The organism is Helicobacter sp. (genome assembly GCF_014799995.1).
Classification (GTDB): domain Bacteria; phylum Campylobacterota; class Campylobacteria; order Campylobacterales; family Helicobacteraceae; genus Helicobacter_D.
Genome location: NZ_JAAVGY010000004.1, coordinates 24,393 through 44,485, shown reverse-complemented (window position 1 = coordinate 44,485; position 20,093 = coordinate 24,393). Strand labels below are relative to the sequence as shown.

Genomic DNA, 20,093 nt, shown 5'->3' with positions numbered 1-20,093 from the left:
ATGGCGTTTGTGCAGTATTTAGAAAATTGTGCAATAGAACTTAAAAATCTTGATTGTGATGCAAAAGGCTATCAAATCTTGCGCAAGAAAAATAAAACATTCTGCTTCTCTATCCAATCTCTCAAAGCTCCTGCAGCCAATATTCTCAAGCAAGAATCTCTAGCCGTTGGTGCAGACTTTGCCCTGCCCAAAGACGCGATTCTTTATACAAGAGAGTTTTATGACGGAATCTTAATGCTCAATCTCTCGCAGAGCAAGGCACTGCTAAAAAAACTCAAATTACAGCCTTTTGGGCTCAAAAAAGTCGCTCAAGATTTGGAATCGCATTTGCAATTCCATAATTTAGAGCCCAAAATTATGGGTATTATCAATATAACGCCCGATAGTTTTTATCGTGATTCCAGAAAAAGCACGAAAGAAGCCGAAGCTAAAATCCTAGAAATGATTGGGGAGGGAGTTTCTATCATAGATATTGGCGCAGCAAGCACACGACCGGGCAGTGCTTGGGTAAGTGAAGAGGAGGAACACGCACGCTTGACAGAACTTTTGCATTTCATCAAACAAGAACGCATTGATGAAAAAATCACCCTAAGCATTGACACTTACACACCAAGTGTCGCAAGCAAGTGTTTGGATTATGGCTTTAGAATCATAAATGACATTACAGGATTTACAAAAGAAGCAATGCTGCAAGCAGTGCGTGGCTATGATTGCGAATGTGTTGTAATGCATATGCAAGGCAATCCAAAAGAAATGCAAGAAAACCCGCACTATCAAAATTTATTTTTAGAAATAGACACATTTTTCAAAGAAAGAATAGAATCTTTAAATAAATTTGGAATCTCAAAAATTATTTTGGACATTGGGATAGGGTTTGGAAAAACCCTAGAACATAATTGCGCACTCATCAAGCATTTGGGGCATTTTTTGCATTTTGGCTATCCTCTTTTGGTAGGGGCAAGTCGTAAAAGCCTGATTGACAAAATCACGTCTTGTGCAGTTGAAGAACGTTTGAGTGGCACGCTTGCGATTCATTTGGAATCTCTCAAAAATGGCGCGAGTATTATCCGCTGCCACGATACAAAAGAGCACCTCCAAGCACTCAAGGTTTGGCGTGCCTTGCAAGAAGTAAGCCTCAATTCTACTTTAAATTATTCTTAAGGCAATAGAATGAATAGACGCGAGATTATTTGGCAATTAAGCCAACACGGACACTCAAAAGAAAGACTTGAAAGTATGACAATGACAGACCTTGCTAAACTTTTCAAAAAAGCGAGCAAAGAACGCATTATGAACTATATGAACGCCTTACGTGCGGATAAAGAATCTGAAATCATTCCAGAAGATGACACCAATTACATTGAACGCGAAATGGAATTGGTATATCACGCAATCTCTGTGGAGGAAGTGAATTTTGCGATTCTTTATGACGCAATAGAAAAGATTTTTGAAAAATATGATTTAAACGAAGCCATAGAGCTTGTGCTCTCTCAATCTAGTGATAAACAATACAAACAAATGACGCAAATTACAGAGGTTGCCTATCGTTCTTATCAAGAGATTCTTTTAGACAGAATTGAAAAATTATGCGAATTTTATCCCGCAGAAGAACGATTTGAGCAATTAAAATTCTATGGAGATAGACGCGAGGATATTAACTTCTTGCGTGAAAGCATTGCGAGTATGAGTGCCCAAAACAATCAAGAGCGTCTAAGCAGAATCGCTCTGACAAAATACGATATTATCCGCGATTATTTCCCCGATTCTATGTATGAAAACTATGAAGAATTTTATGAAAATGAGGAAGAGAAAAATGACATTATTGAGCGCATTATGGCTTTGACCAAAGCCTACACTCGCCCTGCACTCAAGGCGAAAAAATTTCAAGTGCTCTCCCATATTGAACGCGTTTTGATTGAGGATAGGGACAGAGAAAAAGAAGAAAAAGCCTTGATTAAACAATACACCAAAAAATTTGGTGAAATTATCTTAAGCGAAGACGAACTCGCCTTTGCGATGATGTTAAAAGAAGCTCTTAGCGTGCTAGATGAACGAGATGTAGCGCGTATTATCGGAAATTTTGATATTTCAAGCAACCCTATTTTGTTGCAACGTTTTAATGCGATTATGCGCGACAATCGCCGAACTTAAGGAAAATAATGGAATCGCAAATCAAACTTGAAAACATTAAAATTGAGCCAAGCTGGAAAGAAGTTTTAAAAGACGAATTTTTATCGCCCTATTTTGCGGAAATCAAACAACACTATCTTAACGCCAAAGCACAAGGCGCGATTCTCTATCCTCCCGCCAAACTCATTTTCAATGCGTTTAATCTCACACCCTTTGACAAGTTAAAAGTCGTGCTCTTGGGACAAGACCCCTACCATCAACCTCATCAGGCAATGGGATTGTCTTTTTCTGTGCCTAATGGAGTCAAAATCCCCCCCTCTTTGCAAAATATTTATAAAGAGTTGCAAATGGATTTAGGAATCCCTCCTAGCCCCAATGGAGATTTGAGCTCTTGGGCGAGGGAAGGAGTTTTGCTGCTCAATAGTATTTTGAGTGTAGAATCTGGGAAGCCCGCCTCACACCAACATTTTGGCTGGCAACATTTCACGGATGCCGTAATTCGTCAAATCAATACGCGTTGTGAGGGAATCGTGTTTTTGCTATGGGGTAATTATGCCAAAGCCAAAAAAGCCTTGATTGACCCTCAAAAACACTTTATCCTTGAAGCCGCACACCCTTCGCCTTTAGCGCGTAGCGGGTTTTTGGGCTGTCGTCATTTCTCAAAAACCAATGCGATTCTGCAACAACGCGGCAAAACGCCGATTAATTGGAATCTCAATTAAGCTTTCACTCCTCCAAAGCCTCACTAGGAGAAAGTTCCAATGCTTTAACCTCTCCAATCGCATTTCCCGCAATTCCTTTGAGAGAGCCATACATACCAATCGTATTTTCAAGCACCTTTTGGATTTGCTTCTCACGTTGTTTCCATAGCCTTTGCATTGCGCGTTTTTCGGAATCTAAATCACTCTGCATTTGCACGAAACCCTCCACAATGGCTTCCATTTGCATTTTAAATTCTGAACTTGTGAGATAATGATAGAGCAAGCTCATTTTATCTTGCTTGTTTTCTTGGGATTTTTGTGCAATTTTCACTTGAATTACCCCCTCTCTCAAAACCGCACACAAGGCTTTAAACTCCTCAAAAGTGCAAATCCATATCCCCTCTAATAGCCCCATTCGCTCTAGCTCCCTTGGCATCGCCTCACTGACAATCACGCCTATATCTGCGTTTGCCTTGCGCATATCTGCTTTAAACTTCTCAATCCATACGCGCTGAAATTCTTTCGTGCGCTTGCTTTCATAATAAATCTTCCCGCAATTTTGCATTTCCCTTGTATGCACAACCTGCACGCAATCTCCACCATACGCACCCTTTTTGATTTCTGAAATATCGTCCAAAGGAAATTGGGCGCGCAAATATTCCTCAATCGCCAATTCTTGCACCTCGCCTTGTAGTTGCTGCGAGCCTAACTCTGCTTTGCGTTGTGCCTCTTGGAGTTGTTTTTTGAGCATTTCTAGCTGCTGTTCTTTTTCTTTGAATCGCAGCTCATTTTGCGCTTCTATTTCTTTATGCACCTTTTCTTTAAATCTTGCCATTTCTTTTGTCAAACGCTCTTGTTCTTGGGCTTTCACCCTAGATTCTATCTCCTCTTTTTCTCGTTTTAATTGCTCAATTTCTACCTTGCTTAGATTCAATTCTTTGACTTGATTGGATTTCTCCTCCAACTCTTTTTTCATTTTCATCATTGCTTCTTGATATTCTTGTGTCATTTCTTGTTTGAGATATTCCTCAAGCTTTTTTCGCTCTTGCCTTAAAGATTCCTTTGTCGCTTGCTCAATTCTTTTTTCAAAAGACTCTTGCTCTGCCTTTAAGGCGTCAAAGGCTTGCTTGTATTCATTACGTTTTTGCGCTAGCTCTATTTCAAATTGTTTTTTCGCTTCCAAATTTTCTTGATGAATCCTTTGCTCAATCTGATGATAAACCATTGCTTGCACATCAATTTTTACACCACAATTTGGACATTTGATACTATTTTCTTGATTCATTTTTTCTCCTCTTTGGACGCGAATTATATCTAAGAATTGTTTTTGTCAAGGATACACTAGGTTTTAAAATTTAAATCTATTTACACTTAAATTAACAAAATTCGTTTATAATTCCAACTCCAAACTAAACTCAAAAGGAAAAATATGACAATCTACAAAAATCCCCCCCCCCCCGACAAACCTAACATCTCATAGTGCATTTTCCCTCCTTCTATCTTTTTTCAACCCCAAGCAAACTTTCAAAATCTCTTGGCTTAGCTTTGTCCTCTTATCCTCTCTGTTCTTGACTTGTATGAATTTTAAGTTATTCTCTTATATTTATAAGAGCCTAAACTCTCAAGGAGATATTTCTCTATTCATTATATTTCCTCTCCTTTATTTTTGCCTTATCACTAGCTTTTTTGCGCTGTTATTTGTCCCTTATGCAACCAAGATTTTATTAAGTTGCTTAATTATCATCGCCTGTATTAGCCAATACTTTATGAACACTTATGGAATCCCCATTGACTATCAAATGCTTGATAATGCCCTCAAAACGGACACAAAAGAAATAAAAGAGTTATTCTCTATCTCCTCTTTACTCTATTGTTTATTTTTGATTTGTTTGCCCCTACTTCTTGTTTTTAAGGCACAAATTGAATTTTTTAGTCTCAAAAAGCATCTTATGCTTAAATTTCTGACACTTTTTGTTTCCTTAAGTCTTGCTATGATAATTTTTGCTTGCTTTTCTAAAACACTGATGCCATTTGCACGAAATTTTAAAGAAATGCGTGTGTTTAATGCGCCCTTTTATCAAATATATAGTGCGCAAAAACTAATTCAACTTAAATTAAATTCCCAAAGAGAGCTAACACCGCTTTCAAAATATGTTTCGCTCAAAAACCCAATGGATAAGAATCTGCTTGTGCTTGTCATAGGAGAGACTGCAAGGGCACAAAATTTCTCGCTCAATTCTTACGCAAAAAACCCAACCAACCTTTACACTTCTTCTATTCCCGATATAGTTTTCTTTCCCAACACTTATGCCTGTGGGACTTCTACCGCAGTTTCTTTACCTTGTATGTTTTCTTTCTCTACGCAATCCCAATTTAGTACGAATGAATTTCAAGAAAATATTTTGGATATTCTAAACAAAGCGGGAGTTACAATTACTTGGCTTGATAACAACTCCGGCAAAGATTATGGCATAGCCAAGAGATTAGAGGATTCTTTATTTTTCACTCAAGATTATGATGGGTTTTTAATCCAAGAAGTCAAAAAAAGATTAGAAACATTAAGCGATAATCATCGCTTGATTGTTCTCCACTTGCAAGGCTCTCACGGACCAGCTTATTACAAAAGAGTTCCTAAAGAGTTTCAAAAATTCCTCCCCACTTGCGAAACTAACAACCTTTCTTTATGCTCTAGCAAGGAAATCTATAACGCCTATGATAACACGATTCTTTATACAGACTATATCCTATATAACCTCATCAAAGAATTATCAGAATTAAAGGATTATAAAAGTGCTTTACTCTATTTATCAGACCACGGCGAAAGTCTAGGAGAAAATGGAATCTATCTGCACGGAATGCCCTACGCATTCGCTCCCAAAACTCAAATCCATATCCCGATGATGTTTTGGAGCAATGATTCCCTACTAAACAACCTCGCAAGAGCTAATCAAAACAAAAAATATTCCCACGATAATCTTGTCCATACATTGCTTGGATTCTTTAATGCAGAGGCAGAGGGGAATCTCTATACACAAGATTTGGATATTTTTGCAACCAACCCCGAGTAATGAGGAGCAAATCCAAATCTTTTGCTATAACTTGCAAAAATTTTAAGGATTTTTATGCGAAACCTTTTGAGACTACAACCCTATTTCCTAGCCTTGTATCTGCTCCTCATTGGCATAACGCTTGGAGCAATCATTGCGTGCGGGGCTTTCAGTGCGCCCTCTATTTTTCGCGCTCCCGCAATCGTGCCAAATTTGGAGATGACTGTATTCCAATCCGGGCTTTTGATGACAAGCATTTTTGTCAAGCTCAACTTTCTTTTGAATCTTGTAGCCCTTTTTATCCTTTGCTATGAGATTCTCTCTTTTCGCGTGAGTAATGCTAGAATCGCTCCACTTTTGGGATTATTAAGCATTGTTTTCATCTTTTTATTCACTTTTTATTACACGCCTTATATCGTATATGCTCAAAATCTAGGCGAGGAAGCAATCGCAAACCTCACATTTGATAGTATGCACACGCAATCTGTCTATGTTTTCAAGGCATTAATGGTGAGTTTAGCCTTGCTTTTTATTGTCCGAGCCCTCAAGGCAATTAATAGCGATTACAAAGGTAAATAAAATCGCAATACTGACAAGTCTCGCGCTTGCTTGTCAATGCGAAATTCACTTCTTTGGAGTTTTTAGAAATCTCCTCTAGCTTATGGTGTAAAGCTTCAATTTTGGCATTTAAGTCTTGCTCTTGTAGAATCTTGGCATTGTATAAATCATAGAATCCCGCTTGGATTTGTTTAGGATTCTCCAAACACTCTATTGCACCCTTTTGCACCGCTAGCGCGTAAAGCGGTAATTGAAAGTCTAGTGCTTTTTCGTAATTTTTGGATTCCACTTTTAAATTACGCTTATATTTATAATCTAGCACGCAGACTTCCTCGCCTCTTTTATCAATCCTATCTATGCGCCCTTTAATGAGGAATCCTGATAAATTAAAGCGAAACTCTTGTTCAAACCTAAAAGGAATCCAACCATCTTCCAAACGCGCTTTCTCGGCTTCAAAGAAATTTTTTAAGTATTTCTTGGCTAGCGCGCTTTCAAAAGATTCTTTGGCGGAATGACTTTCTTCCATTCTCGCGCAAACTTCTTGATACATAGAATCCACTGCGTATTGTTGGGCATTACAATAGACTTCTTTTAACGCATTATGTATCTTGCTACCGATATTCACTCCCTCTTTTGCCAATTCCTTGAATCCCAAAACATAACGATAATAATATTTGCGCGGACAAGTCAAGAAACATTGCAAACTTGTCGCACTAAAAGATTCCGCCTCTAAGGGCGCAATAATCTCGCATTCCTGATAATTTAATGCCTTGCCACTCAAAAAATACTCGCCATAATTCAAGCTTGCCTTAAAATGAGGTATGCGCCCAAAAATAGAACTTTCTAGCAAAAACAAAGAGGGTTTATCCTCGTCATTATTGAGGCACATAATCCGTGCTTCGCGGCTTTTTTGCAAGATTTGTGCATAGTAATGTTTCTGCAAATTTTCACGATTCTTTCTCGTTGGCAATCCCACTCTTTCACGAATCACAGTATTTAAAAACAAATCCTTATCATTAAAACTTGGCACATTTCCCGCATTAAATTCTGGGATAATCAAATAATCAAAACTGATTCCTCGTGTTTCTAAAATTCCCATTACACTAATGCGTCCGCCCCCAATATCATCAAGCGTTACTTCTCCTAGCATATTTAAAAAAACCAAAATTTGTTCTTGCACACTAAGAGGCATTAAATATTTCAAAGCAAAGCCAAACTGCTCCAAACCCTCTAAAAACTTTTCCTTGATTGTTTGGGATTCCTTAGAATTTGCTTCCAAATTCTGCAAAAACTCCTTAAATTCCTCAAAGCTTTGAAAATTAGGAATCGCAATAGAATCTTGAGACTCCCTGCATTCCTCTTGCGAGGCTTCATCTTGGGAATTTGGCTCTTTTTTTTCTTGCAAAGAGTTTTTGAGACTCCGATACAATGCGCATTCCTTTAAAGCATTTCCCATTGCATAGTTAAAGTTTCTCGCCTTATCAAAAAGCTTCAAATATTGAGCAAACTCCTCATTTGGCAAAACAATACAAATTTGCTCGGGTGTGATTCCCTGCTCCAACCACAAATCAATCTGTGTAAAAATCCCCCCGATTTCTGCAATTTTATCTTGAAACTCCAATACTTGGAGTTTGTGGGGATTATGGATTGCCCGCGATTCTGTCTTGCTAAAACTAAATTCGCCGCGAAAAAGCACGATTTCATAGATTCCTAACCCTAAAGAGAGTCCGAAAAGCTTCGTATAATATTCTTGATTAAAAGAATCCAAAGTAAGCTTAAAAGTGATGGGCAAATGCTCCGCGATTCTATGAAACACTTGCATTTCAAATTGACTTAAAAATCCCTCTAAATGAATGATAATTGCATCAAATCCTTTAAGTAATTCAAAAGTGATTTGATAATCTTCCAAAAAATATTTATCAAAAAATTGATGCTTGGTTAAGATTTCTTGATAATTCTTAAAAACCGCTTTCAAAATCTCTAAATGGTCATCATAAAAAGCGTAAATATCAAGCTTCTCTAAAGATTCTATCAAAATGCATTCTGTACATAATTCATCATAGAATCTCAAGAAAAAGGGGGAATTGAGCAAAAATTGTGTGAAATTTTTAGCAAAACTGCCTAGTTTTTGTGTGTTTTGAGAATTTGCTTGAATTGCTTGATACAAATAAAAATGACGCAAGAAAGGCGGAATCTTGCGCTTGTTTTCTACTCTTAGAATGAAGTCTAAAAATTCCGCAATGCTCTTTGCGCTTGGCAAAAAACCCTCTGCATAATTTTGTGCAAAAAAATGCTTCATTGCACGTGTATTTGAAAAAAGATGAAATTTCTCCACCTGTTTCATTCTATCCTAAATGGCTTTTGGCAATCGAAACGACATTTTCTACACTAAATCCGAAATGCTTGAATAATTCCTCTCCTTTGCCACTTGCACCAAAGCTAGACATACCTATGACATTATCCGCAAAGGCAAACCATTCCAAGCCGCGACTTGCTTCAATGGCAATCACTTTGCCCTTAAGCAAGGAATCTTGATATTCTTTGCTTTCTTGGGCAAACAAATCATAGCACGGCGCACTCACGACTTGCGTTGCGATTCCGTCTTGCTCTAATTCTTTAGCACTTTTGCGCGCAAGTTCTACTTCACTACCACTTGCGATGAATGTAATTTGTGGATTTTGAGAATTGAGCGTAGAAGCGAATTTCAAATACGCGCCTTTACGCACATTTTCTTTACGCACATTTTCAAAAATTGGTAAATTTTGACGACTTAAGACAAAGGCACAAGGTCCTTCCACCTCAAAAGCAACCTGCCAACACGCGACATTTTCAAGCGCATCACAAGGGCGAAAAACATTAAGATTTGGCATTGAGCGAAAATGACTTAATTGCTCAACAGGCTCGTGTGTCGCTCCGTCTTCTCCCACTCCGATAGAATCGTGTGTCCAAATATAAAAAACCTTGCTCTTCATCAAGCTTGCCACACGCACACTAGGAGACAAATAATCGCTAAAGACAAAGAATGTGGCACAAAAAGGCAAGAATAATCCATAATTAGAAAGGGCATTGCTGATTGCACCCATTGCGTGCTCTCGGATTCCAAAGTGAAAATTGCTTCCTTTTGGGAAGTCGCCCTTGCCTTTTAACTCGGTATTGTTTGAGGGAGCTAAATCCGCACTCCCACCGATAAATCCTTGTAAGGCTTGCGCTATGGCATTGAGAATCATTCCATTACTCGCACGCGTTGCGATTCCCTTGCCGCTTGCTTTTTGCTCTTCAAAGTTCGGATAAGTAATTTTGTCAAAATTTGGTTTTCGCATTTCTTCTAAAAGTGCCTTTTTATCGCTTTTTGCAAACGCTCTCTCCCATTCAAGATTCGCTAATTCTCCTAATTCTGCGGTATTTTTAAACCGAATCTTAGAAGATTCTGGGACGAAAAACTGCTCTTTAGGATTGAATCCCAAACGCTCTTTTGAAGCGCAAATTTCCTCCACTCCCAAAGGTGCTCCGTGTGCCTTATGTGAGCCACAAAGACTTTGAGAACCTTTAGCGATTTGCGTTTGCGCGATAATCAATACAGGCTTATCTGCAATCTTTGCCCTCTCCAATGCAGCGTCAATTTCTATGAAATCGTGTCCGTCTATCGTTAAGACTTCCCAATTTTGCGATTCAAACCGCGCCCTTACATTTTCGCTCATCGCAACATTACATTCCCCCTCAATCGTAATATTGTTAGAATCGTAAATCAAAATCAAATTGTTAAGGCAATGATGTCCCGCAAGAGAAGCCGCTTCATAAGAAATACCCTCCTCTAAATCCCCATCACCACATAAACAATAGACTTTGTGATGAATCAAATCCTCTCCCAGCATAGAGGAAGCAAGTTTGCCTGCCATTGCAAAGCCCACTGCATTAGCGATTCCTTGTCCAAGCGGTCCTGTCGTAATTTCCACTCCGGGAGTATGTCGGTATTCTGGGTGTCCGGGCGTTTTAGAGCCTAATTTACGAAAACTCTTTAAGTCCTCCAAACTCACTTCAAAGCCCCATAGATGTAGCAAAGAATACACAAGCGCACTTGCGTGCCCCCCGCTAAAGACCAATCTATCACGATTAATCCACTGCGGATTTTTTGGATTAAGCTTAATATGCAATCCAAGCACCACTGCAATATCAGCTAGTCCCATTGGCGCACCGGGGTGTCCGCTATTGGCATTTTGCACCATATCCGCACAAAGAAAGCGTAAGGAATTTGCCATTAAAGCATATTCGTTTAATTCACTCTTATCAAGCATATTTATCCTTTATTGTTTTGGCTGAATGGGTTGTTTGCAGACTTTGCAGTTAAATACCCCACCTGCGCGAATCTTTTTATCAATATCCGCTGGAACATAATGCACTTTGTTCGGACAACCACAAAAATATTCAAATTTCTTTTCTTCTGTTTTTGCTGGTTTTGGTTCTTCAGGCTTTGGCTCTGCTGGTTTTGCTTGAGGAAGCGGGCAAGTGTTGCGGCGGAATTTTTCAATTTGCATATCCTCTTTGATAATATGCACCAAAAGCCAATTTTTCGCTATTTTTGCTATCTCATCTTTCAAATCATTGAGATTCTGCACACGTGTTACTGCCCCTACCATATCTCTAATGATTTCTTGATGAATCTCTCTATGTGCCTCCAAGCGCGGAAAAGAAATAGATTGCATATAATCTTCCTCGTCTTTAAAATGCTCTTTTGTATATTCAAGCAATTCACGCAAGACTCCAATCACTTCTTCCTTGCTTGATTTTTTCTCCGTCATCATATACGCACGACCTGCAATCTCAAATAGCTTCTTGTGCTGCTCATCAATCTTTTCATTATGCACACTAATTTCTTTACTCCACGCTGGTAACATTATAACCCCTTTCTAACAATAGTGAGAAATTCACTAAGACTTAGTTAATTCTACTACAAATCTACTTAATTCTTTTTGTGTCAATCTTTGGAAAGAGAAAAAACTTAACTTTTTTTGGAAATTGTAGGAATTTTTTTGAATTTGGTAGGGGGTAGAATCCCCACTGGGACATTCAATCTCTCGTGGAAAAATCGCTAAAAATATCTTTCAAAGTGCAAATTGCGCTTAAAATATGAGATTTTAAGACTTTGCTACATCTCCATTTGCGCTTTAAATCACAATAAAGACTTAACAAACCTTTCTTGTTTGAATCTCTTATGGTGAATCGTATCAGCATATCTGCAAAAACATACAATCCCAAAAATCTTGAATTTTAGAGACGCTAGAGGCTAAAAATTCGCGTGTGAGGCGCGGAAAGTGAGGTTAAAAAATGTTAAGCAAACTTAGCAAGATAGGTTTAAGCGCAGAGGCAATTTATTTCTTAGATTGCGACAATCATAAGGAATATTTGCAGAGAAAGGCTAAATCAAAGAATGCAAAGTGTGAGGACGGAAACAGAGAGAATGCAAGGGCAATAAACAAATCCTCAAAGGAGAGTAAATGAAACGCAAAGAGATAGAGATACTAAGGAGAAACCTAAGAGGATTTACGAATGAATCCTTAGAGATTTTGCGCGAAGAATCAATCTATCACATTTGCGATAGAGAATTTAAAGCGCAAAATCAGACTATGGAGGGCATTTGCTAAGAATTGGAATCATAGATACGATTCTAGCTAGCAGAGGCACAGAGTAGATTCTGCAAGAATGTAACATAAAGGAACAAAAATGAAAAAAAATGTAATCGCAAGAGGTGAAATGTGGCATATCCAAGTGATGCGCAAAGGGCGTAGGATTCGCTTTAGCACGAAGCTAAAGGCAAACAAAGAAAACAAAGAATATATCCTTAGAAACTTTGAAAAATTAATAGAGGAATATTTGAATCCGCCAGAGTTTTTAAATATGCAAAAAAATTCTTTTGCACTTTTTGCCACAGATGAAATAGAAATGTGGAGTGGATATACAGATAGCACAGGAAAGCGCATTTATGAGAATGATTTAGTAGAGGTTAATAACGAAGGAATAGATATTAGCTTTGTCGGGGTGGTTAAATTTTGCAAGGATTCTAAAGCTTTTGAAGTAGAATCCAACGCTTTAGCGGATATTTTTGACTTTAAATGTGAAGTAGAAGTGGTAGGCTATAAGGAATAAGCAATGCAACAAGACGAGCTTATGAGTGTTTTTAGCACTTTTGTAAAGCCACAAGAATTTTCACTGCTTTTAGAGATTGTAAATGCGACAGAAAAAAGATTCTATAATTCTCTTATTGGAGCAATTTCAGATAAAGATAAAGACACTACCACAAAAAAAGAAAAGCAACAGATTAAAAAAGCGATTGAAAGTGCTTTATTGCGTTATTTTTCAACTCCCTCTTATCCCAAAAAAATAAAGGAAGTAGAAGAAGCGAAAGGGAGCAGCTTATTCGTATTTATTCGTCTTTCAAAATATAATGATTTTACAGGAATATATTATGGGGATATAGAGGTTGTTTTTGATGGAGCATATCCATTTATATTTAAACAAACACGCCCTTTAGCTTTCAACAGAGAAAGTCAATTTAGCTATTTAACAGAATACATTAACGACATAATCAAAGAAATAGCCGATGAGATTTTCCAAACAGCAAACGAGGAATTACCGACGAAGTAACTCTTTGTGGAATCCCAAACCGCCCCACCCCAAAACTATAAAGATTCTAGCGCAAATTTAAAGCTTTTATGATAGAATTATAAAAATAAGCCAAAGGGGAAGCAATGACTATCACGATAACAAATGCGGATTCTGCCTTGATTCATATTATTGAATCGCTAAATAAAAAGTTGCCAAAGCCCTATATTTTTCAATGCAATGATGCGCCAAATGAGGAGACAAAAAAGGCTTTGCTATGCTGTGATGATGAGAGCGAAAACCTTATTACTATTAAAGATTTTGGGCTTTATTCTGCACAGAGAAAAAAAGCTTTGGGCATTAAGAATTGCTAGAAATTGTTATTAAGAAGTCTTTTCAAAAAGATTATGATAGATTGCTTTTAAATGGATTTGATGATACACCTCTTCAAGAAGTTATCGTCCGCTTACAAACAAACAATCCCCTACCTCAAAAATACAAAAATCATCAATTAAAAGGAATATACAAAGATTTTAAAGAGTGTCATATCAAGCCTGATATATTATTGCTTTATCAAATCAAAGATTGTAAATTATTTCTTATTCGTTTAGGTTCTCATAGTGATTTATTTTAGTGTGCTTTGAAGACACAATGACGACAAGAATTTCACTCCTTTAAAACACTTCCACTACAAGCTAAAATACCCGCAAATTTACAAAGGTTGCGGAATGTTTGAGATGATTTGCCTATTGTTTGGTATATATTTTGGGTTTTTTATCGCTGATTATTTGTTTGATTTTTAATTAGGATTATTCATTTTGTCTTTGTTAGAATCCTTAGTATTTTGCTCCTCCAAATCCTTACCAATTATTTCCAAAAGCTCATTGGTTGGCATTTTCTCATAATAATCAGAGGCTAGTTTCCTATATCGCTCCTTTTGTATTTCTGCTTCTCTTATTTGTGCTTTTTTGATTCTCTTTTTGCGTCTTTTCTTTGCTTTTTTAATGGCTTTTAAGAGCGTCCAAAAGGTTAGCGAGACAAGCTTAGTTGTTATTCCAAGAATGAATCCAAACACAAATGCCAATAACTCTTTATTGCTTAAACTTGCTATCGTATCATAATCCATAATTTGCCTTTTTGGAATTATAACCTATTATTTTATCGCCTTTAAAACGATTTTCATAGAGGATAAAATACCTGCAAATTTAGCAAAGGATTGATGAATGAACGATGAAAATTTGAGTTTAAATGAAAATCAAAGTGAGGATTCCACACAAGGCGAGAATGACGAATCACAAGGCACAAGCGACACAGGAAGCAAAAAGGGAGACCAAGAAACAGAGCAAGGCACAGAGAATCAAGAAAGCGAGAGTGAGGACAATCCGCAAGAATCAAACAACCAAAACAAAATAGCCGAACAAATCGCGACACTTAAAAAGGCGTTGGAATATTTAGAATCGCAAAACGAACAAGGATTCAATCAGGAAATAGAAATCGCGAAGCTACAAGAAATCTTACAGCAAATAGAACAATTAAGACGCGCTATTTTCGTTAAGCAAGAGCAGAGATTAGAGGAAAGCGAAGCTTATTTTGCCCTTGTTGGTGTGAAAGTTGCTCTGCTTGAAAAACTAAAGGTGCAAAATGAATGTTAGACATTTCACTAAAAACCTAGAGAGCATTCAAACAAGCCTCTATAAAAGCGAGTTTTTGACTAAAACGAATCTAGCAACCTTTAGCGATGAGAAATTAGCAATGCTTCTGACGCAAATTGCGCAAATTGCTATCAATGCTGCTTTGAGTTTGGAGGAATTAGAGCAAAAGGAACGCACACTTTCACTTACAGAGGAGAGGACGCGTCAAGAACTAGAACTTGCCACAATGAATGCGCAAATGCAAAATCAAATCGCGCTCATTGAGGCATTAAAAGGTATCATTCAAGCGGATTCTATCGCGAAAGCAAGCGGCGATAATGCTTGTATCAATAAGGCAAATGCTTATAATGCCTTTTTAAACATTGTAGCCAATGGTGAAAATACCGATATGATTCAAAAGCACGCAGACAATGTCATTAAGACCATTTCCGCAATTAGCGATAAACCAATGAGTGCTTATGATGATTTGCTAAAAACCCTTAAAGCGCAAATAGATATTCTGCGAAATGGGCTTAATGCAAATAAAGAAGTTGTGATTTACGCTCCAAAACTCCAAATGGAACAAGGGGAGACGATTAAGATAATGGGATTTTCTAGTTTTGGAAACAATCCTTGTAAGTTTATCGTCAATGGCATTGAGACAGAATCTAAGACAATGTATTTCACTGCTGGGGAGAGTGAAAGTCAAAAAATAACCTTTAGCGCGAAAAACAAACAAGGAGAATGGGTGAGCGATAGCATAGAAATCTCTATTGTCAAGACAGAGCTACAAAAGCTTGAGTGGAGTAGCATTCTATGACTGCTTTGCAAGTGATTTTGAGCGTTAGAAGCAGGTTAAGAGATGAAGACAGGAATCGCTTAAGGTTTAGTGATTCTGAAATTTTGTTAAATTTAGAAATCGCACAAAATGCACTCATTTTGGAATTTGATAGCAATATTTTAGAGTTTAAATTCAATGCCGCACAACAGCCATTTAGATTCCATAAACGCATTTTGGGAATCCACAAAGTGCTTTTAGAAGGGAAGCCAATCCCAAACAAACCGCAAAGCTTCGCCCTACTCTCCAATGAAAACTTTTTCTATCTTACCAATGCCAAAGAAGCACGCTTAAGCAAAGAGAGCTTTGGAGAACTTAAAGTGTTTGCAAATTGTGGCGAATCTATTTTGGAAACACAAGACGAGTTATTTTTAGACGAGCTTTATTTCAATGCGCTTGTTTTGGGAGTGCTAAAGCAGATGATTCTCATTGAAACAGGCGAGGACAATCTGCAAAAGGTAGCACCCTACAATAGTCTCTATAATCAAGAAATTGCAAGGCTTTATTTGCTAAACAATAAAAGCCAAACTAGCAAAATCCACTATACTAGAAACATTAAATGTTAAAAGCGCAAACCCCTACTAAAAGAGACAAGGAACTTGCCCTCCGCGCAATGTGTAAAAAAGACTTTAAAACCTTTCTTTATACTAAATGGGCGCGGTATGATAATGCGAAATTCTTTCACAATTGGCATTTTGAATATCTAAGCGAGATTCTTAGCTGCACGCTTCCAAACTATGTGAAGCCAAAAGGATTCCCACTACAAAAACGCGTCATTATCAATATGCCACCAAGTTATGGCAAGACAGAAACGATTGCTAGAAGCTTCATTGCTTGGGCTTTAGGCAATGACCCAACAAGGAAATTCATCTATATTTCTTATAGTGATGATTTGTGCAAGGAGATTAGTATCAAAGTCCGAACACTCATTAAAAGCGAGTTTTTCCGCAATGTCTTTAATTTCACACCGATATTTTTGCAAGACAAAACCGAAGCTTTTACCCTAAGCAATGGCGGGGGTTGTTTTTTTACCACGCTTAAAGGCGCGATTACAGGATTTCACGCAAAAATTATTAAGGTTTTTGTAGTCTTGCAATTTGTCTAAGATTTCTTTCATTGTATTATATTCAACCTCAAACACAAAAGCCAAAAACGCTACCACATCTTTTAAATCTTTATAGTCTTTTAAAAAATTTATAATCTTTTTGTATATCATCAAAGCGCGCAAGTAAAGCGCAACAAAGATATTTTTGTATATGCTCCTTTTGACTCCTTGCTACATCTGTCAAAATAATATTTAATGCTTCCTCTAGGTAGCCTATATTACGCATTAATGCCCTTTAACGCGTCTCTTGCTTCTTGCACTCCTTTGCCATATTCTACAATATCAAAGTCTCTTGGTATCTCAATACTACCCACTATCTCTTTACTCTCAAAAAAAGATAGTAATGCAAGAGTAGAGTAATAGACTTTTTCATCCTCAACTCCACCCTTTTGCATTCTTTCCTTAGATACCTTTAAAGTTTTTTCAATACAGGCACAAAGCCTTGCCTTGTTTGCTCGTCTAAGCTTCCGTCATTATGGACAATAAAATAAAATAAATTAGCCTTTTGGATATTCTCACATAATTTTATATATTGTTGCTGCCCAATATCAATGCACTTACAACTAATATATTGTGTGCTTTGTGTGCTTAAGTCAATATTTGCTTCACCACTTAATGCCAAAAAACACGCAAATGAACCTAACATTTTGCGCACATCTACCATTTGTAATCCTTTCTAAAGACTAATGTTGTATCTTACAAATCTTTTATCAAATATTAATTGACTGCACGAGTTTGTATAATAAAATTTACGCCTTTAAGTTCAAAAGCAGAATTATCTAAAATATGCAAAAAGGGTAAATTATGCAGATTTTAGGAATTTTAGGAAAATTGGATTTAAAGGTTATCAAGTAAAGGTTCAACAAATGGCGGAGACAATAGAGATAAACTCTCAAAATCCAAGAGAAAATCTTAGAAGCATACACATAAAAAAATAAGGATAGATTATGCAACATAGGTATATACAATGGGATTCAAATGAAAATTGTGCCATATTTTTTCAAGACACAAAATTACAATCCTATATCAATTCTTTCGTCTAATTTGTTAAATAAAGTGAATGTTTTAGAGTTTTTTGAATATTACTTTTTATTAATTTGCGGTAAAAGTATAGGAATATCAAGGTGGGAATTTGATACATTAATGTTGATAGACACCTATCACATAGACCACCTAGACGATACCCTCTCTCCTAATCCACCTAAACCTACTTACATTAGCGAATACATTAATATTATAGGGCAACTCTTTTTAGCGGGATACATTGACTTTGGTTCATATTATGATGATGAAGATAGAGATAAGATAGATTACCCTGAAAATTTATCTTATTACAAAGAAGATAAATATCAAGCTTGGAAATATTTTAGGGATAATTACTTCTATGCGAATAGATTTAATAGGGATTTAGATGATGATATTATAATCAATGGTTATAGCACAATGTTTAGCCATACTTCTTGGGATAATCCCAAATATTGGTCTCAATATAATATCTGGGTAGCTTGCACAGAGAAAGGCACAAAATACTTTAATGAAATCCTAGCTCCAAGATTCTATAACAAATACAAAGACCTAAGTGTAGAAATAGATGAATTTTGATATTCCTTTGCTTCTATATTTGTTTAATTTTTCTACTTTAATACAATGAATTTCATTTTTAAAGCCCCATTTTATAAAGTTTAATATATACTTATAACTCAACATAAATTTAATAAGGAGAAATTATGTCTGTTAAAATTACTGACATCTGTATCGCCTGTGGTGCGTGCATTGATGAATGCCCAGTAGAAGCAATTGTAGATGATGATGATAACCCAAATGACGATGGTTGCTATTTTGTTCATAGCAACAAATGTGTAGAATGTGTGGGACATAACGATGAACCTGCCTGTGCTTCTGCTTGCCCAACAGAAGGGTGTATTGTATGGGACGCTGTTGTTGCTTCACAGCCTCATAGAGAAGATGTCGGCGATGACAAAAGAAATGCTCATACGCCTGTTGTAGAATAGCCTTTCGCTTCCATATCAGTCCCTAGAGGACTGATATTCTTTCATATTTCTTTATTATATGTTAAGATATTTGTGATATTGCCAATGCAGAAGAAGTTACATTGGCAAAAGAAAGTTATTTAATTTCTTTTATAAATGCGTCTTTATTGATTTTGGCGCGAATCTCACTTAATCTACTTTGCGCTTCTTGTTTGGTAGAATAGGGACCGATTAACAAACGATTATTGTCTCCTGATTTCTGCATACGATAACTAAATTTTCCCTCATTAATCGTGCCCAATAATTGCTTATTGGGAGAAAATTTACTAAAAGAACCCACTTGGACATAAAATCCTCTCCCTGCTTCACTTCCTTGCAAAGAGGGATCATTGACTTGAACATCTTTAAAGCTATCTTTTGCACTTGGCTTGGATGTTGTTTGTTGAGGTGCTAGCTTTGAAGCAACTTGTGCTGGTGGTGTTGGTTGTTGTGCAGGCTTTGGAGACTCTGTTTTAGGCGTCGAACTAGGGGCTGTCGGTAAGGCTTGAGAAGAAGCATTATTTTGATTTTGTTGTGCCTTGATTTGATTGATAATCATTTGAAATTGGTCATCACTATTTGCATTGTTTTGAATTGGAACTTGTCCAAAATCTGTATTTTGTGGTTTTTCAGACGAAGCTTGAGGTATTTGCGGCTCTACACGTTCTAGTGGCTTTGGCGTATCAAAACTCTGTGCATTAGAATCTTGAGAATCTCCTTGAAACAAATAAACAACAAGTACCACGATAGCAAACAATAAAACACCAATGGCACTCAATAAAATTAATTTTTTGTTACTTCCTCCCTTTAATTCATCACTCTCGCCATTGCTAATCAATAAATCATCTAATTCTAAATCTTTTGTTGTATCTTTATATGATTCTAACTCTGTCATTCTCTCTCCTTTACATATGCCTAGACCATGAAGCACCACGTTCTTTTTTATAAACATTATAAGGTACAATCAAGATATTAAAGCTTTTAGGTATATCAAGCGATGGAAACATTTTCCATTCTGTTGGCATTTTTTGTGCAAGCTTCGCACCAAGCATTTTAGATATTTGACATGCTTCTTGGAAAGTCGTATGTCCTTTATGCACATATAAGTGTAAATGTCCGGGTGTTTTAGTTTCGTATGCAGTAAAGTTAATAAAGCCCTCTTCACGCAAAAGCAACTGCGCACGATGCCAAAAACGTTCTGCATTAAATCCATTATAGTCAAAAACAATATTTTCAACTTTATCGTGTGCATTAATTAAAGAATGTGCAATGATAATTTCTTTTTTGAAATGACTTTGAAGTAAATTACGCGTAATGGGCTCTTCAACTTTTTTGAACTTGTCATAAAAGATTCTGCCACTTTGCTGAATTTTTTCTCCGATTCCCGGCGACTTTAGCCAGTAATGCGAAGTAATCATTTTGATAAGTTTTAAATCCATATCTGATACCATTGCTT

General features: G+C 36.9%; 25 protein-coding genes and 1 pseudogene. 16 read left to right on the top strand and 10 right to left on the bottom strand.

Annotated elements, in window-relative coordinates; all coding sequences use genetic code 11:
- From folP to ung, 3 genes are read left to right on the top strand one after another with little or no spacing between them, the layout of a single operon-like run.
- The gene (folP, locus tag HDT10_RS00830; RefSeq protein WP_290878955.1) at nt 1-1,161 is read left to right on the top strand and encodes a dihydropteroate synthase; all 1,161 of its coding nucleotides are present in this window, start codon (nt 1-3) and stop codon (nt 1,159-1,161) included.
- Between the two features lie 9 nt (nt 1,162-1,170).
- A complete protein-coding gene (locus tag HDT10_RS00825; protein ID WP_290878953.1) occupies nt 1,171-2,151 on the top strand; it encodes a hypothetical protein in 981 nt (326 codons plus the stop codon).
- Nucleotides 2,152-2,156: 5 nt separating this feature from the next.
- On the top strand, nt 2,157-2,852 hold the full coding sequence (gene ung / locus HDT10_RS00820) for a uracil-DNA glycosylase (RefSeq protein ID WP_290878987.1): 696 nt from the start codon (nt 2,157-2,159) through the stop codon (nt 2,850-2,852).
- A 4-nt stretch (nt 2,853-2,856) separates the two neighbouring features.
- On the opposite strand, the gene HDT10_RS00815 is transcribed toward ung, so the two are convergent.
- On the bottom strand, nt 2,857-4,116 hold the full coding sequence (locus HDT10_RS00815) for a DUF2130 domain-containing protein (protein WP_290878952.1): 1,260 nt from the start codon (nt 4,114-4,116) through the stop codon (nt 2,857-2,859).
- A gap of 160 nt (nt 4,117-4,276) precedes the next feature.
- Between HDT10_RS00815 and HDT10_RS00810 the strand changes: the two genes are divergently transcribed.
- Both HDT10_RS00810 and HDT10_RS00805 read left to right on the top strand, forming a co-directional pair.
- Nucleotides 4,277-5,899 carry a phosphoethanolamine transferase gene (locus tag HDT10_RS00810; RefSeq protein WP_367159053.1) on the top strand — a complete coding sequence of 541 codons (1,623 nt, stop codon included), beginning with the start codon at nt 4,277-4,279 and terminating at the stop codon, nt 5,897-5,899.
- Between the two features lie 54 nt (nt 5,900-5,953).
- Complete coding sequence (locus HDT10_RS00805; protein WP_290878950.1) at nt 5,954-6,457, top strand: DUF4149 domain-containing protein; 504 nt, start codon at nt 5,954-5,956, stop codon at nt 6,455-6,457.
- Here the strand turns inward: HDT10_RS00805 and HDT10_RS00800 are convergent.
- The 3 genes from HDT10_RS00800 to HDT10_RS00790 are packed head-to-tail and all read right to left on the bottom strand — an operon-like array spanning nt 6,432 to nt 11,328.
- Nucleotides 6,432-8,780, bottom strand: coding sequence for a PD-(D/E)XK nuclease family protein (locus HDT10_RS00800; RefSeq protein WP_290878948.1), 2,349 nt, complete (start codon nt 8,778-8,780; stop codon nt 6,432-6,434). The two genes, HDT10_RS00805 and HDT10_RS00800, sit on opposite strands and share 26 nt — an antisense overlap.
- A 1-nt stretch (nt 8,781) precedes the next feature.
- Nucleotides 8,782-10,728 carry a transketolase gene (gene tkt, locus HDT10_RS00795; RefSeq protein ID WP_290878946.1) on the bottom strand — a complete coding sequence of 649 codons (1,947 nt, stop codon included), beginning with the start codon at nt 10,726-10,728 and terminating at the stop codon, nt 8,782-8,784.
- Nucleotides 10,729-10,737: 9 nt separating this feature from the next.
- The gene (locus tag HDT10_RS00790) at nt 10,738-11,328 is read right to left on the bottom strand and encodes a bacteriohemerythrin (RefSeq protein ID WP_290878944.1); all 591 of its coding nucleotides are present in this window, start codon (nt 11,326-11,328) and stop codon (nt 10,738-10,740) included.
- A gap of 600 nt (nt 11,329-11,928) precedes the next feature.
- Between HDT10_RS00790 and HDT10_RS00785 the strand changes: the two genes are divergently transcribed.
- The 5 genes from HDT10_RS00785 to HDT10_RS00765 all read left to right on the top strand — a co-directional run bounded on the left by HDT10_RS00785 (nt 11,929) and on the right by HDT10_RS00765 (nt 13,667).
- The gene (locus tag HDT10_RS00785) at nt 11,929-12,075 is read left to right on the top strand and encodes a hypothetical protein (RefSeq protein ID WP_290878941.1); all 147 of its coding nucleotides are present in this window, start codon (nt 11,929-11,931) and stop codon (nt 12,073-12,075) included.
- Nucleotides 12,076-12,154: 79 nt separating this feature from the next.
- Complete coding sequence (locus HDT10_RS00780; protein ID WP_290878939.1) at nt 12,155-12,577, top strand: YopX family protein; 423 nt, start codon at nt 12,155-12,157, stop codon at nt 12,575-12,577.
- A gap of 3 nt (nt 12,578-12,580) precedes the next feature.
- On the top strand, nt 12,581-13,075 hold the full coding sequence (locus HDT10_RS00775; protein WP_290878935.1) for a hypothetical protein: 495 nt from the start codon (nt 12,581-12,583) through the stop codon (nt 13,073-13,075).
- A 104-nt stretch (nt 13,076-13,179) separates the two neighbouring features.
- Nucleotides 13,180-13,407 carry a hypothetical protein gene (locus tag HDT10_RS00770; RefSeq protein WP_290878932.1) on the top strand — a complete coding sequence of 76 codons (228 nt, stop codon included), beginning with the start codon at nt 13,180-13,182 and terminating at the stop codon, nt 13,405-13,407.
- A complete protein-coding gene (locus HDT10_RS00765; protein ID WP_290878930.1) occupies nt 13,401-13,667 on the top strand; it encodes a type II toxin-antitoxin system YafQ family toxin in 267 nt (88 codons plus the stop codon). Before HDT10_RS00770 ends, HDT10_RS00765 begins: the two co-directional genes overlap by 7 nt.
- A 165-nt stretch (nt 13,668-13,832) precedes the next feature.
- On the opposite strand, the gene HDT10_RS00760 is transcribed toward HDT10_RS00765, so the two are convergent.
- Nucleotides 13,833-14,159 carry a hypothetical protein gene (locus HDT10_RS00760; RefSeq protein WP_290878929.1) on the bottom strand — a complete coding sequence of 109 codons (327 nt, stop codon included), beginning with the start codon at nt 14,157-14,159 and terminating at the stop codon, nt 13,833-13,835.
- Between the two features lie 97 nt (nt 14,160-14,256).
- On the opposite strand from HDT10_RS00760, the gene HDT10_RS00755 reads away from it, so the two are divergent.
- The 4 genes from HDT10_RS00755 to HDT10_RS00740 are packed head-to-tail and all read left to right on the top strand — an operon-like array spanning nt 14,257 to nt 16,607.
- Complete coding sequence (locus tag HDT10_RS00755; protein ID WP_290878926.1) at nt 14,257-14,685, top strand: hypothetical protein; 429 nt, start codon at nt 14,257-14,259, stop codon at nt 14,683-14,685.
- Nucleotides 14,675-15,484 carry a hypothetical protein gene (locus HDT10_RS00750; protein ID WP_290878923.1) on the top strand — a complete coding sequence of 270 codons (810 nt, stop codon included), beginning with the start codon at nt 14,675-14,677 and terminating at the stop codon, nt 15,482-15,484. The genes HDT10_RS00755 and HDT10_RS00750 overlap by 11 nt, the downstream gene beginning before the upstream one ends.
- Entirely contained in the window at nt 15,481-16,068 is a 588-nt protein-coding gene (locus tag HDT10_RS00745) for a hypothetical protein (RefSeq protein WP_290878922.1), read from the top strand. Before HDT10_RS00750 ends, HDT10_RS00745 begins: the two co-directional genes overlap by 4 nt.
- Nucleotides 16,062-16,607: a hypothetical protein gene (locus HDT10_RS00740; RefSeq protein ID WP_290878921.1), complete on the top strand. Its 546-nt coding sequence runs from the start codon at nt 16,062-16,064 to the stop codon at nt 16,605-16,607. The genes HDT10_RS00745 and HDT10_RS00740 overlap by 7 nt, the downstream gene beginning before the upstream one ends.
- Before the next feature lie 70 nt (nt 16,608-16,677).
- Here HDT10_RS00740 and HDT10_RS00735 read toward each other — a convergent pair whose 3' ends face one another.
- Genes HDT10_RS00735 through HDT10_RS00725 form a run of 3 tightly spaced genes read right to left on the bottom strand, consistent with a single transcriptional unit; the run spans nt 16,678 to nt 17,271 of the window.
- The gene (locus tag HDT10_RS00735; RefSeq protein ID WP_290878919.1) at nt 16,678-16,833 is read right to left on the bottom strand and encodes a hypothetical protein; all 156 of its coding nucleotides are present in this window, start codon (nt 16,831-16,833) and stop codon (nt 16,678-16,680) included.
- A complete protein-coding gene (locus HDT10_RS00730) occupies nt 16,826-17,002 on the bottom strand; it encodes a hypothetical protein (RefSeq protein WP_290878916.1) in 177 nt (58 codons plus the stop codon). The genes HDT10_RS00735 and HDT10_RS00730 overlap by 8 nt, the downstream gene beginning before the upstream one ends.
- Before the next feature lie 17 nt (nt 17,003-17,019).
- On the bottom strand, nt 17,020-17,271 hold the full coding sequence (locus tag HDT10_RS00725) for a hypothetical protein (RefSeq protein WP_290878915.1): 252 nt from the start codon (nt 17,269-17,271) through the stop codon (nt 17,020-17,022).
- Between the two features lie 283 nt (nt 17,272-17,554).
- Here HDT10_RS00725 and HDT10_RS00720 point away from each other — a divergent pair.
- Together HDT10_RS00720 and HDT10_RS00715 are read left to right on the top strand one after the other, a co-directional pair.
- A pseudogene (locus HDT10_RS00720) lies at nt 17,555-18,209 on the top strand (hypothetical protein).
- A gap of 125 nt (nt 18,210-18,334) precedes the next feature.
- Complete coding sequence (locus HDT10_RS00715) at nt 18,335-18,619, top strand: 4Fe-4S binding protein (protein ID WP_290878912.1); 285 nt, start codon at nt 18,335-18,337, stop codon at nt 18,617-18,619.
- A 115-nt stretch (nt 18,620-18,734) separates the two neighbouring features.
- On the opposite strand, the gene HDT10_RS00710 is transcribed toward HDT10_RS00715, so the two are convergent.
- Nucleotides 18,735-19,532: an SPOR domain-containing protein gene (locus HDT10_RS00710; protein ID WP_290878909.1), complete on the bottom strand. Its 798-nt coding sequence runs from the start codon at nt 19,530-19,532 to the stop codon at nt 18,735-18,737.
- A gap of 10 nt (nt 19,533-19,542) precedes the next feature.
- Complete coding sequence (locus HDT10_RS00705) at nt 19,543-20,088, bottom strand: DUF1882 domain-containing protein (RefSeq protein WP_290878905.1); 546 nt, start codon at nt 20,086-20,088, stop codon at nt 19,543-19,545.
- Nucleotides 20,089-20,093 lie beyond the last annotated feature (5 nt).

Excerpts from the sequence above, each read along its gene's own strand:
- folP (WP_290878955.1), top strand. The coding sequence starts at position 1 with ATGGCGTTTGTGCAGTATTTAGAAAATTGTGCAATAGAACTTAAAAAT.
- HDT10_RS00825 (WP_290878953.1), top strand. The coding sequence starts at position 1,171 with ATGAATAGACGCGAGATTATTTGGCAATTAAGCCAACACGGACACTCA.
- HDT10_RS00815 (WP_290878952.1), bottom strand. The coding sequence starts at position 4,116 with ATGAATCAAGAAAATAGTATCAAATGTCCAAATTGTGGTGTAAAAATT.
- HDT10_RS00805 (WP_290878950.1), top strand. The coding sequence starts at position 5,954 with ATGCGAAACCTTTTGAGACTACAACCCTATTTCCTAGCCTTGTATCTG.
- HDT10_RS00800 (WP_290878948.1), bottom strand. The coding sequence starts at position 8,780 with ATGAAACAGGTGGAGAAATTTCATCTTTTTTCAAATACACGTGCAATG.
- tkt (WP_290878946.1), bottom strand. The coding sequence starts at position 10,728 with ATGCTTGATAAGAGTGAATTAAACGAATATGCTTTAATGGCAAATTCC.
- HDT10_RS00790 (WP_290878944.1), bottom strand. The coding sequence starts at position 11,328 with ATGTTACCAGCGTGGAGTAAAGAAATTAGTGTGCATAATGAAAAGATT.
- HDT10_RS00785 (WP_290878941.1), top strand. The coding sequence starts at position 11,929 with ATGAAACGCAAAGAGATAGAGATACTAAGGAGAAACCTAAGAGGATTT.
- HDT10_RS00780 (WP_290878939.1), top strand. The coding sequence starts at position 12,155 with ATGAAAAAAAATGTAATCGCAAGAGGTGAAATGTGGCATATCCAAGTG.
- HDT10_RS00775 (WP_290878935.1), top strand. The coding sequence starts at position 12,581 with ATGCAACAAGACGAGCTTATGAGTGTTTTTAGCACTTTTGTAAAGCCA.
- HDT10_RS00770 (WP_290878932.1), top strand. The coding sequence starts at position 13,180 with ATGACTATCACGATAACAAATGCGGATTCTGCCTTGATTCATATTATT.
- HDT10_RS00760 (WP_290878929.1), bottom strand. The coding sequence starts at position 14,159 with ATGGATTATGATACGATAGCAAGTTTAAGCAATAAAGAGTTATTGGCA.
- HDT10_RS00755 (WP_290878926.1), top strand. The coding sequence starts at position 14,257 with ATGAACGATGAAAATTTGAGTTTAAATGAAAATCAAAGTGAGGATTCC.
- HDT10_RS00750 (WP_290878923.1), top strand. The coding sequence starts at position 14,675 with ATGAATGTTAGACATTTCACTAAAAACCTAGAGAGCATTCAAACAAGC.
- HDT10_RS00745 (WP_290878922.1), top strand. The coding sequence starts at position 15,481 with ATGACTGCTTTGCAAGTGATTTTGAGCGTTAGAAGCAGGTTAAGAGAT.
- HDT10_RS00740 (WP_290878921.1), top strand. The coding sequence starts at position 16,062 with ATGTTAAAAGCGCAAACCCCTACTAAAAGAGACAAGGAACTTGCCCTC.
- HDT10_RS00735 (WP_290878919.1), bottom strand. The coding sequence starts at position 16,833 with ATGCGTAATATAGGCTACCTAGAGGAAGCATTAAATATTATTTTGACA.
- HDT10_RS00730 (WP_290878916.1), bottom strand. The coding sequence starts at position 17,002 with ATGCAAAAGGGTGGAGTTGAGGATGAAAAAGTCTATTACTCTACTCTT.
- HDT10_RS00725 (WP_290878915.1), bottom strand. The coding sequence starts at position 17,271 with ATGGTAGATGTGCGCAAAATGTTAGGTTCATTTGCGTGTTTTTTGGCA.
- HDT10_RS00715 (WP_290878912.1), top strand. The coding sequence starts at position 18,335 with ATGTCTGTTAAAATTACTGACATCTGTATCGCCTGTGGTGCGTGCATT.
- HDT10_RS00710 (WP_290878909.1), bottom strand. The coding sequence starts at position 19,532 with ATGACAGAGTTAGAATCATATAAAGATACAACAAAAGATTTAGAATTA.
- HDT10_RS00705 (WP_290878905.1), bottom strand. The coding sequence starts at position 20,088 with ATGGTATCAGATATGGATTTAAAACTTATCAAAATGATTACTTCGCAT.